The organism is Bacillus horti (genome assembly GCF_030813115.1).
Taxonomy (GTDB): Bacteria; Bacillota; Bacilli; order Caldalkalibacillales; family JCM-10596; genus Bacillus_CH; species Bacillus_CH horti.
The window spans coordinates 56563-72860 of sequence record NZ_JAUSTY010000019.1 but is presented as its reverse complement, the minus strand read 5'-3'; the positions used below and the strand labels follow the sequence as shown (position 1 = coordinate 72860).

Below are 16298 nucleotides of genomic sequence, written 5' to 3'. Positions count from 1 at the left end.
CATAAACTAAAACCTATTTTGTCAATCGTTTTGTTGTCAACATTTATACAAATCAATGAAAACAGGATAAAAGTCCTATTCATCACATTAAAATATATGATTATATGAAAAACATATATTTTATTTATCCACTAAAATTCGATAAAGTTAGAGTTGGTAGACAATGACGTTAGGAGTACAAATTTTATGGTAAAGAAAACTCGATACTGGAAGGAATATTGGTGGATTATTTCTTTTATTAAACCGTATAAAGGGACCATGTTTCTCCTTATAAGCTGCGGCGTAATTATATCATTAACAGCCATGCTTATCCCTAGATCTATTCAATTTTTTATTGATAGAATTCTGCCCGCACAGGATCTCACTCTCTTTTTGTATATGCTTCTGCTCCTTCTTGCTGTGCTTAGTGTGATGATTCTGGCCACTGGAGGCAAGAATTTATTACAACGGATTGTCAGGGAAAAGGCAGCAAAAGACCTTCAGCATACTGCTTTTTCCCATTTGCGTAAGCTAGGATTCTCTTACTTTGAGCAAAATTCTACAGGTCAGACTCTTTCACTATTAAATACAGATGTACAGGATGTCCAACGTATTTATCGAGACTACTTTCCACAAATCGTTTTACAATCCATTACTTGTGTCATTGCCTTTTTCATTATAGCTTCAATGAATCTTGTCTTATCACTCATTATTATCCCTTGCTTCCTAGTGTATTACATTGCTGGACCTTGGGTCGAAAGGCAGGCGTTCCTCTATTTAAGATCTTTCAACGAGCATCGTGTAGATGTAGAAAAGGATATCTATGAAACAATGTCCTCTATGCAGGAGGCGCGGGCTTATCGTCTTGAAGCTTGGATACGAAAAAGATTTATAGAGCGACTTGGTCATATGAATAAGGATTGGCTAAAATCAATCATTTTTGCCCATACACGCGGCTCAATCAGACGTTTAACTATATACTTAGCTATTCTCATTTTATTTGTGTACGGCTCTCACTTAGTTAGGGTCGGTGTGCTTTCTCTTGGAGAATTTATTGCTTATTATTTTTATTTTTTCATTGTTATGAATGCCTTGACTCATTTAGTTACGGCCACAACTGAGCAGCATACTTTGATGTTTCAAGCAAAAAGGCTGTATGATTTCTGCCACCTTAAACCCGATGTTGTAGAGAGTTCAAACCCTAAGGATTTACGATTTATTAAAGGAAGTATCACTGTTCAGCATATTCATTTTAGCTATCCCACATATCCTAATGCCTTAAAAGGGGTAAGCTTTCAAATCCTTCCCGGGGAGCACGTAGCTCTAGTCGGTGAAAGTGGCTGTGGCAAAACGACTTTATTAAAATTACTAGGGCGTTTTTATGATATGAGTAAGGGTCAAATTTTCATAGATGCTATACCTATTCAGGAGCTTTCCCTCTCGTCATTGCGTTCAAACATTGGCTATGTTTTTCAGGAAACCTATTTATTCGGCACAACAATCCGTGAAAATATTGCCTTTGGTCATCCTGAAGCTTCGGAGGAGGACATAGTAGAAGCGGCAAAATTAGCGTTTGCCCACGAGTTTATTATGGAGCTCCCTAAGGGCTATGATACGTTAGTTGGAGAACGTGGCTACAAGCTTTCTGGCGGACAAAAGCAGCGGATATCCATTGCCCGCATGTTCATTAAAAACCCAGCAATCGTCCTCTTGGATGAAGCTACTTCAGCCTTGGACAATATCAGTGAAGCCCATGTTCAGCAAGCCCTTGAGAAGCTTACACAAGGAAGGACAACGATTACCATCGCACACCGACTTTCTACCGTTCAAAACTGTGACAAAATCATTGTTATGGACAAAGGGAGAGTAGTAGAAGAAGGAACATATGATCAGCTTCTACAGCGTAAAGAAGGACTCTATCGACTAGTACATGGACAAACAGTTAGTGTGGAAGAGGAGGTAAGAGCATGAAAAAATGGCTTTCGCTTCAGCAACGCTTTTTGTGGCTACGAAAACACCTTTCCCACTTAAAATGGCCATTGCTTCTGTCCTTGCTTATTCACATTATTTATATGCTTACTGACTTTGTTATTATAGGAGTACAGAAATGGATCATTGATGATGTTTTCATGGAAGGAGATTATACTTCTCTTTGGACCTATATCTTAATATTTGCCACTGGGATTATCAGCTTCCTGCTCTTAAATCCTATCAATGCTTATTTCCGAGACCGGGTATACAACAAGCCACTCCTTGGACTTTCCACTGACCTAATGAAGCATATTCAAAGCTTAGTTTACGGGAAATTCCAGCAGGAACGCACCGCTCGCTATGTTTATTATTTTACTCAGGATGTTCGTCAAAGCTCTGAGCTAATCGCAAAGCAGATACCAGTAGGTATTCAACAAATGTTAAAGGTCATCCTTTTGATGATTATCATTGGCTGGGCTAGCCCTAGTATCTTAGCCCTTATCCTATTCCTTAGCTGTCTATATATTTTTATTGGTAGAATCTTTGCCCCAAGGATGAAAAAACTGCATGGACAGGTGCAGGAAGATAAGTCAAATCTGTTAGTTCATATTGAAGAGGGGATATCTTCAACTAGGGAAGTGATTGCCTTTCATCGGCTTAAATGGGAAATGGCGATCTATAACCGTTTGTTTAAAAAATACTTCGATACCGTTGTCCGAGAAGGAAAAGAGGAAAACAAGCATTTATTCTTAAGTGAGCCTTTAAAATGGGGAGTTACTTTAGTCGTCTTAGCGTATGGAGGATATTTGGTCATAGAGGGATCATTAACGCTCGGGATGTTTATTATTGTTTATCAATTCTCCTCTCAATTGATGGAGGCTCTCCAAATGCTGTTCCAGTTCCTGCTTAATGTGTCAGGTCGTTTTGCCCATATTGCAAGACTGGATGAGCTGTTTAAGCAAGATAAAATGAAGGACGGGACACTTCCCTTAAAAGAGGATATTGATACGATTTCCTTCAAACAGGTCTCTTTTACTTACGACAGTCAGCTCCCTAACGTGCTTAATCAGATAAACATCTCCATGAAAAAAGGACAAAAGATAGCATTTGTAGGGAGAAGTGGTGGTGGGAAATCAACCATTGCCCAGCTTTTAATTAGAAACTTTGAACCTTCTAAGGGAGAAGTCCTTGTTAATGGATACTCTTTAAGTGAGCTCAAAAGGGAAGAATGGTTGGATAAGATCGCTATTGTCTTCCAAGAGCCCTATCTCTACCAAGGTACCCTGCTAGCTAATTTAGCACTAGGCAAGGAGGAGTTCTCTATGGAGGACATTGAACAAGCCTGCCGCCAAGCTCATATTCATACGTTTATTCAGGGTTTACCTGATGGTTATCAGACAGTTATTGGAGAAAGAGGGGTTACTCTTTCTGGCGGGCAGAAGCAGAGGATTGCTTTAGCCAGAGCTCTGTTACTGAAGCCAGAAATCTTAATTCTAGATGAGGCCACCTCTGCGTTAGATATGGAAACGGAAAGGATCGTGCAGCAAAATTTAGACCAAGCCATGCAGCACGGCATAACGATAGTCATTGCTCATCGACTATCAACCATTGAAAACGCGGATAGGATTCATGTATTGGATCAAGGGGAGATAGCCGAAACTGGTTCTCATCAATCCTTATTGAAGGAAGAGGGACTCTATCAAGGAATGTATGTAGAGCACTCTTTTTCTAAAGGGTAATAGCATAGTGGAGAAAAAAGTTAAGGCTGTGAGCTCAAGTTATGAGCCTACAGCCTTTAGTGTTAATAGTTCATGAATAATTATTGTTCAAATAATGCTTAGCATATATTATTGATTATTTTATTGAATAGCCATCCCCACTTGCTTATCTCCTATAGTGACATATTCCATATCTTCCACTTTAGAAAAATTAAGATCACTGAGTAATAGACTTCGCTGTAGCAAATCGTTAAATTCCTGAAGAGCTTCCTTTGTCTCTGCATCTACATCAAGTATTAGATGTATTCGTTGCTCTACGGAGAGATTTAGCTTTTTCCTATACTCCTGAACCGCTCGACTGATTTCTCGAACGATTCCTTCTTGTACAAGCTCTTTTGTTAGAGTTGTATTTAACGCTACTGTGTACTGCTTCCCCGTTGCACTGGCATATTTTCTAGTAGCCTTCTTTTCAACAAGCATATCCTCAAGATCTACATAAACGCTTTGACCCTCTTCTAGCTGTACAGCTAAACCTCCCTCATCTACAGCTTGTTTAGCCTGCTCAGCTGAGAGTTGAGTAATGAATGTTTGTAGCTCACCTACAGACTTCCCATACTTTGGTCCCGCCTGCTTGAAGTTGAGCTTTAAAGCATATTCGAGCAATCCCGTTTCATCCTGCTGCTGGACAATGCTCTTCACATTGACCTCATCCTTTATAATATCGTAGAACCTAGAGACATCTGCTGTATCTTCTAACGGAACGAGTACCAGCTCAGATAATGGCTGCTTCGTCTTCATAGAACTCGTATTACGTACACTCCTGGCCAGTTCTACGATTTGAAGCACATTTTCCATTTCCTTCTCAAGCTGCTCATTAATTAGACTTTCATCTGGCTCTGGAAACTCCGTCAGATGGACACTTTCTCCTGTTAAGTTACCATACATATCCTCAGCTAGAAATGGAATAAATGGAGCCACTAGCTGACTTAAAGTGACTAGTACCTGATGAAGAGTTCCGTAAGCTGCTCGTTTATCCGAGGATAGGCCTTCACTCCAAAAACGATCTCTTGATCGACGAATGTACCAATTGCTCAATTGTTCCACAAAGTCTTCAATTGCTCTGGAGGCATTCATAAAATCATAATGCTCAAGCACTTGGTGCACCGCTTTTACTGTAGAGTGCAAGCGAGACTTTAACCATTGATCCATCACCTGCACATGCTCATGCTCAGACGACTTATTTCCTTCTGTATGAACAGTTAATCTATGCGCTTGTTCATTGAAATGAGCTTGCGGATCATACCCATCAATTGTAGCGTAAAGGGTATAAAAGGAATGAACATTCATCAGCGTATCAATGACCTTAGATTTGGCTTCTGCTACGATTTTTTTAGAGAATCGTTTACTGTTCCATGGCGCACTGTCAGACAACAAAGCCCAGCGCAGCGCATCTGCTCCGAATTCCTGTACTAGCTCCGAGGGATGGAGGACGTTTCCTTTGCTTTTGGACATCTTCTGCCCATTTTCATCTAGAATATGCCCTAAGGACATGACACTCTTATATGGCGCTTGACCAGTATAAAGCGTTGATACAGCAAGCAGACTATAGAACCAACCTCTCGTCTGGTCAATTCCTTCACAGATCATATCCGCAGGGAACTGCTGCTTAAATCGATCCCCTTCTGCAAACGGATAATGGTATTGAGCAAAAGGCATTGATCCACTATCAAACCAAACATCAATGACTTCAGGAGTTCGCTTCATAATACCCTGACAGCTTGGACAGTTCAGATCAACCTGATCAATATATGGTTTGTGTAGTTCAATATCAGTAAGGGGCTTTGTAGCATGGCTGCGTAAATCATCCAGTCCAGAAGGAGCATACTGCTGCTCACAGGATGTACACTCCCACACATTTAATGGCGTTCCCCAGTAACGACTTCTGCTGATGTTCCAGTCCATTAAATCCTCAAGGAAACGCCCGAAGCGACCGTCCTTAATATGTTCAGGATACCAGGTGACCTGCTGATTATTAGCGATAAGCTGTTCCTTAACGGCAGTGGTTTGAATAAACCAGCTTTCCATCGCATAATACAAAAGTGGTGAATCACATCGCCAACAGAACGGATAGCTGTGCTCATATTTCTCTTTCGTATACAGCAGCCCTCTTCCCGCTAAATCCTTAACGATATCTACATCACAATCCTTGACAAACCTTCCAGCAAGCGAGGTTACCTCTGCTTTATAGCGTCCCGCTGTGTCTACTGGATTCACATAGCTTAAGCCAAGCTTTTTAATCACCTGGTAATCATCATCCCCAAACGCTGGTGCTAAATGAACAATACCAGTCCCGCTACTTTCAGTAACAAAATCTGCCGCAACAACCCGATGTCCCTTTTCAACGGCAATAAAAGAGAATGGAGCCGTATAATCTACACCAACAAATTCACTACCCAGGTGCTCCGAAAGAAGCTCAAAATCTCCTTGCAGCACTTTGTCTACCAGATTTTTGGCTAGGATATAAACATCCTTTCCCTGCTTCACCCGACAATACGTCAAATCAGGATGTACAGCAAGCGTTACGTTCGCTGGCAGTGTCCAAGGAGTTGTGGTCCAGACTAGAAAATGCTCTCCGGAAGCCTTACTAGTGAACTTAACCGTGGCACTAAGATCCTTCACATCCTTATAGCCCTGAGCCACTTCATGTGTACTCAGTGACGTCTGACAGCTAGGACAATAGGGAGTAACTCGGTGTCCTTTATACAGCAGGCCCTTTCTATGAATATGACTAAGGATGTGCCATACCGATTCAATATATTCATTTTGTAGAGTCACATAGGGATCATCAAAGTCTAGCCAATAGCCAATCTCCTCCGAAAAATCTCTCCACTGCTTCTCATACTGGAACACACTTTCCTTACATTTCTCGATAAACTGTTCAACACCATACTCCTCAATTTCCTTTTTACCAGAGATCCCTAACTGCTTCTCTACACCAAGCTCAACAGGTAGGCCATGTGTATCCCATCCTGCTTTTCGTACCACCTGATACCCTGTCATCGTTTTATATCTAGCAATAAAGTCCTTAATCACACGTCCCAGCACATGACCTGCATGAGGCAATCCATTCGCTGTTGGTGGTCCTTCGTAGAAAACAAAGCTTGGCTGACCCTCCCTTTGCTCTACAGACTTCTTGAAGGTTTCCTGTTCTCTCCACCCAGCTAAAACTCTTTGCTCCCTAGCATGAGCCGTTTCTTTCGTATCGACCTTTCTCACCCTAATCATCCCTTCTTGTTCTTTCTCCATGTAGGTTGTTCATTTCAGGCAAAATGATTTAAACAACAAAAAAAGCCCGCCCCATAAGGGACGAGCTGAGCTCGCGTTACCACCCTTGTTCTGCAAACTCATTCTCGTAATTGAAAACCTGAAAGTGAGTCACAGCACTCATCAACGTACACATGATACGCGTTCCTGGTAACGGTGGACCTCCGTTAAGACTTACATCTTTGTCTATCTTATCTCTAAAGACAGCTCGCTTGAGTGTTAAACAACATTAATCAAGCTTATGCTTTATAAGACAGCAAATGTTCAGCCTCACTTCTCTGAGATGATTTTCAGCTAGGCTTTGTTCGTTGGTTTTCAGCTTCCCCAACTCTCTGTAGAACGCCATCCTACCTTACTCTTTCTCTTCGACGAATTTATGCTTTCAAATCATATTGTAACTAGGCACATAGTATGTTGCAACAGGCACAGACAAGTAATCTGCTGAACAAATTTGTGCACAAGTTTGAAATTAAATTATTTGATCACTTACAAATATTTATCACTTATTATAGGATTATTTTAACCCTTTTCGCAATGGTTATTTTCATTGTTTCTACAATTATTTTTTTCTATACTTATACTTATTAATATTTGTAGGGCATCAAATGGGCATGTCCTTGTATTTCATCCCCTGCAGTTAGTCTCTCTCAGCTTGGACGTGTGTCTCTGCCATTTACATCATCACCACCCCCGAAATTGTGTTGTTTTGAAACAAAAAGAAAAACACCTTATAGGGTGCTCTCTTGCAATTCTGCGCCACGAGTTAAGTAGGCGTAGATATCTTTTATTGTTTTGTCATGTTTACTTACCCACGGGCCAGATTTTGTATCCTCTAAACTGGACAATGTAATTGTCTTGTCCTCAAAGTGAAGTACTAAGCTGGCTTCGTTATCATATGCAACTTCCTTGTAAAATGCTTTTTTGATATCTCGCTCATTTCTTATCTCAGCTTGAATGTATTCATCATCTTCTGTAATTTCAATAAATTTCCCATTAGTTGTTATTAAGTAGAAAATTGTTGGTTTAGACTTTTCAAATATATCTTTTGCGTAAAAGAATTTCACCTTTTCAACAGGATAGTTTCGCTTCAGGTGGTCAATCAACAGACCTAATCCAAATTGCGATTTAGCACGATCATCAATCTCGTTTAATAAACCTTGGTAAGTTATTTTATTCACGTTTTCACCCCTTCATATTTTGCCTGGTCCTTTAAATACTGGTCCATCCCCTGGATTCCATTCTGTTCATCCCCCTATGCCCTAATTCGACATAAAGGTTAAATCTCCCTTCAAACAAAAAGAGCCCCCTATGAAGAGACTCTTTTTCATTACTTACGGCATGATACAATAGCCACTTGGATAGCAGATAGGCGGCGGTGGTGGTGGCGGTGGGGTTCCCGGACAATCACAAGGTTGAACAATATCCGATGTAGCACCTGCCATGGGAGCAAAAACTAAACTAAGGAGTAAAGCGCTTGAAAGAAACGCAGAAGATAACTTTTTCATGCTTCCTTGCCTCCTTTCATTTATCATAATTGCTATATTCTACAAGTAACATTAAATTCCTTCTATTTATCAGAATTTTCGATTTTTATTTATTTTTCATAATCACTCTAAATACACCTAGACAATTACAGCAAAACTAGCCCTTAATTTCCTCTAAGTAGGTCTGCTTTAGCATGGCTAGAACGTTATGGTATGGGGAATCTGCAAAAACAGATTGAATACTAACTCCATCAATCATAATCCAAAATTTATAAGCGTAAAGCTCTGGATCTAATTCCTTCTTTACCTCTCCAGCCTGTTGCCCTTGCTCTATTATATCCTTCATGAGCTTGAGTAGATGATTCTTCCTCTTTGTTACAAGCGCATGAATGTCCTCATCCCTTGTACTATGGAAAATAAACTCATAAAAAACAGAGACATACCCTAATCTTTGCTCATCTTGAGGGTCAACATTGATATAGTGATCAAACAAAAACGTTATTTTGTCTATAGCTGAATGAAGCTTTGAAAATTGTTCTGTGATCTGCTCCATATAATGTGACGTATTTGTATTTAGTAGATCAATATAAATGTCATCTTTACTCTTATAATAATTATAGATGGAACCCTTACTTATTCCAGAGTGGGCTACAATATCATCAATGGTAGCTGCCGTAAACCCCTTTTGAGCAAAACAGGCTAACGCACTAGTTAAGATCTGCTCCTTTTTCTTCTCTTTATACTCCTCTGAGACAATAGGCGGCATGTTCATTAATCTCCTTCATAACTTATTACATCTAAGTCTAAAGCTTTTTCACCATAAAAACCTGCTTGGCCTTCGTGGTAAAACCTAGTTCCGTCAACACCTTATATGTAAGCTTACTTTGCTCTAAAGGTAGGTTGGGAATGACTCGATCAATATTCTCTGAAAAGGCTCCAAAAACATCTGATAGCATAGATTTGATGACCTTTTCAGCTTCGGCCTCCGCTAGCCCTGGATGAGGCTCACATTGATTTAAAATCGTTTTGGTATGCTCACCCTGCTTATTAAATACTCGGCGATAAAAAGCATAACCTAGTTCTTGCTTGCCTTCCGTATCACGGACAATGATAGCCTCGCCATTTTTCGTATTAGGCCATTGTGTTTGCCATGGATTCGTATCTTTATAGAAGGATAGATTTCCTACTAGTTGGGGAAGAGTGTGCTGAACGCTAAAATCTTTATTCTCCAGCTCTGCAAAGCTTTTATTCGATTGTGACCCGTTAAGTCCCAAGTGCTCGAGCTGATCAATCACCTGATACCCCATTTTTTCATAGAGTCCAATAGCCTTATGATTCTCACTTATTGCCTCCAAAGTGGCCAGTGTTACACCTGCCTCCTGTAAAACCTTCAGGCTCTCTTCCATCAATAAGCGACCAACTCCCATTTTCCTAACCTCAGTCGCTACACCTGTCCCACCATTCCAAGCCAATTTATGTTCCTTCACATCGCGAATTCCGTGTAAAACTATGCCCACTGGCTTTCCTTCTTTAAACGCCACAATTGAATAGTCTGGTGATAGGTCCTCCTGCATCATTCTTTGGATAAAAGCTTCTGCTGATGTGGTTGCATTAAAATAATACCCTTCGAACCCCTCATTCCACGCTTGAACACTTTCTGCTAAGGTACACTCCGTTAATCTTTTCATTGTTATCATAGGTTTCTACCTTTCTATCATAAATTAGTTACGCTTATTTCATAGCAAAGTCCTTTACCTTAATCATCAAAGGATTTTACACCCATTTAAAACGACTAGTCAGTTTATTTTATTTAAGCATATGTTTTGTCATCTTGTAAACAGAAAAAAGACAGACTTTATCCTTTAGCCCGTCTTCTTTTTAGAAACCTAAATACTGGATTCATTTTTATTGTTTTATTTGTGGTATCTTCCTCACCGCTAGCATTAAAAGTAACGCAAGACCCATATAACCAAAGATCGGATACAAATAGGATACTAATGAGCTAAAGCCGATCTGACTGATTACAAAGCTGGTTAATAAGATCATTGCAATGACCCATTTTTCCGGCAGCTTAACTAAGCTAATGATTTGCCTGTTCAGGCCAAATACATTGCCAATCAGTGTTGTAAAAACCTCTCCATAGATTACAAGCAAAAAGAGAAGCAAAACAAGCCACCCAAATTCCTTAATCACAAATGCGATGGGAATATCAAAGTGCAGAGCCTCTGGCATCAAGGTAACCAAAGCAAAATGACTTGTTAAAAGCATAAACCCTAAACCCAAACCACCTAAAAGCCCTCCTAAATGCAAGGCTCTAACACTCGTAACCTCTTTACCTAAAGGAACTAGAACTGCCTGCGCCATCGCCAGATTAAACGCTACATACGTCAGTGCACTACTCACCCAAGACCAGCCCTGCCAATTTCCACTCCAGCTACCTAGGTTAAATACTGAACCTATTCCATTGGGAGCCGTCATGCCAACCTTAAAGGCAATAATGATAGTAAAGGTCAGCATCATGGGAACCACAAGAGAATTCACAATAAAAAGACCCTTCATCCCCTTTAAAATAACTAAAAAAGAAAGGGCCAGAGTCACTAATATGCCAACTTGGAACGGTAAGCCAAGCTGTTCCTCGAAAATAGCACCTGTCCCCGAAAGCATGACCGATGTAACACCAAACAGAATAAAAAACACAAACCCATTCGCTACAGCGCCAAGCCCCTTACCAAACAAATACTGATTCAGCTCCTGATAGGAATACGCACCTATGTGATGGGAAAGGAGCATCATTTTTTTACCAAGCCAAATGAATAAAAACATACTCCCTATAATGCCTAAGACTCCCCAATGATAGTGCCTTGTAAAAAATTGAACAATCTCCTGTCCTGTCGCAAAACCAGCACCTACAACAGTCCCAATATATGTAGCTGCAATTTGCAGGGCTAAAGTAAGCTGTTTTTTCATAGCTCCACCTCATTTGTTGAATGTCTCATTCGTACATGCTTATGAGAGGTAGAGCCAGATTAGACAAGTTATTTTCGTTTCTTTTGTTTTCTTTTATAAACAACGAAGAGAATGATAGCGACTAGAATAATTCCAGCCAAAGCATGGAGAGCATACTTTTTCACATAGTGCTCAACCAAAATCCACTTATACCCTAACATGTTGCCGAGCGTAATAAAGGTAAATGCCCAAACAGTAGCCCCTGCACCAGAGTAGAGAAAGAACTTCCTCAGAGGTAGCTTAGCTATTCCAGCAAAATATCCTGTAAGGTGGCGAACTCCCGGGATGAAATAACCGAAGAACACCATAACCACTCCATATTTTCTAAAATAATGCTGGGCTTTCTCGATCTTCTCTTCAGAGATATGAATTTTCGGACCCACTTTCTTTAGAAAAGGCAAGCCTAGCTTTAAGCCTAATATGTAACTGATCGTGATCCCCGATAAAGCACCAATGATTGAGCTGAGAACAGCCAAGGGGTAAGAGAAAAAATCCTTTGAAACCAGATAACCCACAAAAGTCATCAGAAATTCATCCGGAATGGGTAAACCAATGATCCCTAAAGAAAGCAATAACATAATTCCAAAATAGCCGTAGTGCTGAATAATTAATAGCAGCTCACTCATGTCTTGTCACCAACTGTTGCACGGATTCATCCTACGCTTATATTTTTCCAAACCTTTTATTGTTTTAATACTAACAAATTAATACTACTAATACTCATTCCTAGGCTCTTATCTGTTGATATATTCATTAATAAAATGAAAAATAAGAACAAGCTCTTTGATTTTACTTCATTTGAGCTGAAAAATCATCCATACAATTAGAAAAAAGAAGAGCTTTTATGCTCTTCCTAATTAAAAGCCTCTACCTATTTATCGGAATAGAAAGTAGTTCCTGACTCTCCGAGAATGGCTTCTTTTGTCTTTTCAATTGAAGCGATGATCGCCTTTCTCCCAGGCTTTGATTGAACAAATTCAATGGCTGCTTCAACCTTAGGTAGCATACTTCCTGCACCAAATTGTCCATCACGAATGTATTCAATGGCTTCACTTAAAGAAATTTTATTCAGCTGCTGTTCATTTGGTTTTCCAAAATTTATAGAAACACATTCAACGGATGTTAATAGAAACAGATAATCTAATTCTAATTCTTGGGCTAACTTACTACTAGCAAAATCTTTATCAATGACAGCGTTCACGCCAGTGAGTTTGTTTGCTTCCTCTATCACTGGGATACCACCTCCGCCAACAGAAATCACAATACCATCTGCATCCAGAAGCGTCTTGATTGTATCCTTCTCCACTATTTTTTGTGGTTTGGGGGACGGCACAATCCTTCTCCACCCACGACCTGAGTCTTCCATCATTTCATAGCCTTTTTCAGAGGCAAGACGCTTAGCCTGCTCTTCTGTGTAAAATCGTCCTATTGGCTTTGACGGATTTTTAAAAGCTGGGTCATGGAGATCGACTACCACCTGTGTTACCACAGCAGATACAGGACGTTTAATTTGACGATTTAATAATTCCTCACGGATTGCATTTTGTAGGTGATAACCAATATAGCCTTGACTCATTGCCCCACATTCAGGAAGAGGCATACCGTCTGAATTTTCTAGCTCAGCAGCAAGCTCTAACGCTGAATGGATCTTTCCTACTTGAGGGCCATTGCCATGAGCTATCACTACTTGATGGCCCTGTTCAATTAAATCTACGATCGAGTACGCCGTTTCCCCTACCAATTTTTTTTGTTCTTCAGCCGATTCTCCCAATGCGTTTCCGCCAAGAGCAAGCATAATTTTACTCAATTAGCTGACCTCCTTTGCAAGGGCTTTTAAGGCACCTTCAAAACAAGCCATCGGTGGTTCTACCAGACCTGCGCCTACTTGACCAATCCCTGCATCCTTATGAGCCATTCCCGTATTTATAATCGGTAATATGTTCGTTTCAACGACCTTGCGCACATCAATTCCGATAGGCGATCCCCGAAAATCTAAAGTTGGGATGGAGTAGTTACTATTTTCGCCAGTCGTTATCTGATACATCTTCTCACTATATTCTATGGCATCTTCAACAGATCCCCCAACAAACTGAACAATAGCTGGAGCACCACCCATCGAAAATCCTCCAATACCTATTGTTTCGGTTATCGTGCTATCACCAATATCTCGGGCTGCATCCTCTTGACTAAACCCAGGAAAAAGTAGACCTTTGATATAATTAGCTGGACCAGTAAACCATTGCTCTTTTGGTAAGCCACTAACACGTATACCGAATTCTACACCATTTCTAGCCATCGCTGTGACGATCGTGGAGCCTTCGATCCCGTGTGCGGCATCTAATGACGCCTTACAAGCAGGCATGGATAAGTTTAAAAAGTAGTGGTCATTATTATTGATGAACGAGATCGTCTCAGAACGCATAAGCTCACTCGCATTTGTCTGTAAAATGTAGGGAACTATTTGACGGATAAACAAGCTAGTAGCCGCTTTGTTCCGATTATGAACTTCATCACCCATATGCAAGGCTTGAGCAATAATCGACTTAAGATCAATTCCCTTACTTATAATAATGGCTTCCTTTAGCACGGGCATAAAATCATCTTTTAACCACTTTAATCTCTTGATCACGTCATCAGAGAAGGCACCATATCTTAAAACTTTTCCTAACCCTTCGTTAATGGAACAGTAGGCATGATTTCCATGCTCTATATTTTGTATAATGTGCACAGGCATTGAAGGAGAAATGATTCCGGCCATTGGACCTACAGCGTCATGCTCATTACATGGGGCAAATTCAATTTGACCAGAGCTGACTAATTCTCTCGCTTCTTCCTCATTGTTAGCTAGTCCCTCGAAAATTAACGCACCAATAACGGCTCCCTGCATTGGACCACACATTTTTTCCCATGTGATCGGTGGACCTGCATGAAGAATTAATTTTTCATGCATGCCTGGTATGACGTTGATTGCCAGATCCATATCAATGAGAACAGGATGGGCAGATTTTAAAATCTCAACCGCTTTTTGATTGGCTTCGTCAATAGCAGGGTTGTTCTCTAGTCTAGCTAAAGCTCTGACTAACTCTACATTTCCGCCCGCAGGAGGACGCCAATCTACTTGAGTCACATCTCCTTGTTGAAGAAGGATATCCTGTTTAAACGTTTCTGTACCTACGTTCAATACTCGAAGTGAGCTTGAAAACAACGTATTTATGCTACTCATTACGCTTTTCCCCCTTTGCTAGAAATAAGTTGATTGGCTAACTCGACAGCTTGTACATTACTGTTAGCAACCAATACCCCAGCTTCTTTTAGCTTTCTTTCAGACTCAGATAAGCTTTGCTTATCTGCTTCGGTCCCGCAAACGTATGCGATAACAGGAAAGTATCTACCTTCTTCCTCCGCCGTTTTTCTAGCTCTTTGTATGAATTCTAAAGCAGATCCAATTGGATCTTCGTGTGCTCCGTAGCCCAGTTCAAAGTCTAAGAGAAGGACAGCCGTTTCAGGATCCCGCGCTTCCTGAATGATCCTTTCATTACGAATCGTTGGATCAATCATTGGATGAGGCCTTCCAACTGTAAATTCATCTTCACCTAAGTCTAGCAGGGTGTGTCCCATGCTGTTTTTTATATCTAAAAGCTGTTCATGATCCTTCTTAGATACATTGCTTCTAACTTCTAAGCCAGCATTTCTTAAAATTGACAAAGCCTCCGAACATAGTGTGCCTCCACAGAACAATGCGCGAATATATTGCTGTGATGCGGCAAGCCTCACTGCCTCATGTTGAATTGTTTCCTCATCTGTACCACTGACGATCTGTGGCGGGTTTCCAGTAGGATTTGCTAGCTTAACGGCTTGATAAGCGGTATCCGCCAGACTTTCCCCATAATATGCTCCTGCTTCTTTTACAGCTTGCTCATCACCATCAATAAAAGAGATAACAACTGGCTTATTAATGGATTTTACAAGCTCCAGTATTTCGTCCTGAACCTTCTTAGCAGGTGGTTTGGAAATTAACACGATGACCTCCGTATTTTCATCCTCGGCCAGTGCTTTTAGCCCTTGCTTCATCATGATGCCACCAATAGATTCATAGAGATCACGTCCACCCGTTCCAAACGCCTGAGTAATCCCACCACCTAAGCGATCAATCTGAACAGTGACTTCCTGAAGACCTGTTCCGGAGGCAGCAACTAAGCCGATGTTGCCTTTCCTTACATTGTTTGCAAAGCAGAGTCCTACTCCATTGATGATGGCTGTTCCACAATCTGGTCCCATAACAAATAAATTCTTTTCTACCGCTTTCTGCTTAAGCTGCTTCTCGTCTTCAATTGAAACGTTATCACTAAACATCATGACATGAAGCCCCTTATCTAAGGCAATATTTGCTTCCCTGGCAGCAAAATCTCCAGGAACAGAGATAATAGCTATTTGGTGTTCCCCTTCAGCTTCAAGTGCCGTATTAATCGTTTGATAGGATTTATTCTTTTCCCCTTTTGATTTTTTTTGCTTAGACTGGAATGCTTCCTCAATGAATTGTAGAGCTTGTTCGCTAATTTCCTCTGAGTTCGCACTAATGGCGATAATCAGATCATTTGGGGTAGCTTGGGCTACTTCCTCAGTCATAAGACCAACTTGCTGAATTAAATCCTTATTCATTGCTGTGGCCATGGATACAATCGCTTCATTGACACCTTCAATAGACAGCGCTTTGCTCGCTAGGGACATCAATGTCACTGAATCATGATAGGAATTTTTTTTAATAACGACCTTAGATGACATGTACATTTCTCCTTTTCAGTACTATTCTAATCAC

General features: G+C 40.6%; 11 protein-coding genes and 1 other annotated feature. Of the genes, 2 read left to right on the top strand and 9 right to left on the bottom strand.

The window, feature by feature from the left end; genetic code table 11:
• Positions 1-186: 186 nt before the first annotated feature.
• Complete coding sequence (locus J2S11_RS17975) at positions 187-1950, top strand: ABC transporter ATP-binding protein (protein ID WP_307396910.1); 1764 nt, start codon at positions 187-189, stop codon at positions 1948-1950.
• Complete coding sequence (locus J2S11_RS17970) at positions 1947-3689, top strand: ABC transporter ATP-binding protein (RefSeq protein ID WP_307396908.1); 1743 nt, start codon at positions 1947-1949, stop codon at positions 3687-3689. The genes J2S11_RS17975 and J2S11_RS17970 overlap by 4 nt, the downstream gene beginning before the upstream one ends.
• 120 nt (positions 3690-3809) lie before the next feature.
• Here J2S11_RS17970 and ileS read toward each other — a convergent pair whose 3' ends face one another.
• The 9 genes from ileS to fdrA all read right to left on the bottom strand — a co-directional run bounded on the left by ileS (position 3810) and on the right by fdrA (position 16264).
• The gene (gene ileS / locus J2S11_RS17965) at positions 3810-6944 is read right to left on the bottom strand and encodes an isoleucine--tRNA ligase (protein WP_307396945.1); all 3135 of its coding nucleotides are present in this window, start codon (positions 6942-6944) and stop codon (positions 3810-3812) included.
• Between the two features lie 83 nt (positions 6945-7027).
• Positions 7028-7370 (bottom strand) — a binding site (T-box leader).
• Positions 7371-7720: 350 nt separating this feature from the next.
• Positions 7721-8170 carry a DUF3908 family protein gene (locus tag J2S11_RS17960; protein WP_307396906.1) on the bottom strand — a complete coding sequence of 150 codons (450 nt, stop codon included), beginning with the start codon at positions 8168-8170 and terminating at the stop codon, positions 7721-7723.
• A 463-nt stretch (positions 8171-8633) separates the two neighbouring features.
• Entirely contained in the window at positions 8634-9242 is a 609-nt protein-coding gene (locus J2S11_RS17955) for a TetR/AcrR family transcriptional regulator (protein WP_307396905.1), read from the bottom strand.
• A gap of 37 nt (positions 9243-9279) precedes the next feature.
• The gene (locus J2S11_RS17950) at positions 9280-10173 is read right to left on the bottom strand and encodes a GNAT family N-acetyltransferase (RefSeq protein WP_307396903.1); all 894 of its coding nucleotides are present in this window, start codon (positions 10171-10173) and stop codon (positions 9280-9282) included.
• A 208-nt stretch (positions 10174-10381) separates the two neighbouring features.
• Positions 10382-11443, bottom strand: coding sequence for a YkvI family membrane protein (locus J2S11_RS17945; RefSeq protein ID WP_307396900.1), 1062 nt, complete (start codon positions 11441-11443; stop codon positions 10382-10384).
• A gap of 68 nt (positions 11444-11511) precedes the next feature.
• Positions 11512-12108 (bottom strand): DedA family protein, encoded by a 597-nt coding sequence (locus tag J2S11_RS17940; RefSeq protein ID WP_307396898.1) that lies wholly within the window; start codon positions 12106-12108, stop codon positions 11512-11514.
• Positions 12109-12353: 245 nt separating this feature from the next.
• Positions 12354-13289, bottom strand: a complete 936-nt coding sequence (gene arcC, locus J2S11_RS17935) for a carbamate kinase (RefSeq protein ID WP_307396897.1) — start codon at positions 13287-13289, stop codon at positions 12354-12356.
• Positions 13290-14705: a YlbE family protein gene (locus J2S11_RS17930; RefSeq protein ID WP_307396894.1), complete on the bottom strand. Its 1416-nt coding sequence runs from the start codon at positions 14703-14705 to the stop codon at positions 13290-13292.
• Positions 14705-16264 (bottom strand): acyl-CoA synthetase FdrA, encoded by a 1560-nt coding sequence (gene fdrA, locus J2S11_RS17925; RefSeq protein WP_307396893.1) that lies wholly within the window; start codon positions 16262-16264, stop codon positions 14705-14707. The genes J2S11_RS17930 and fdrA overlap by 1 nt, the downstream gene beginning before the upstream one ends.
• Positions 16265-16298: the final 34 nt, after the last annotated feature.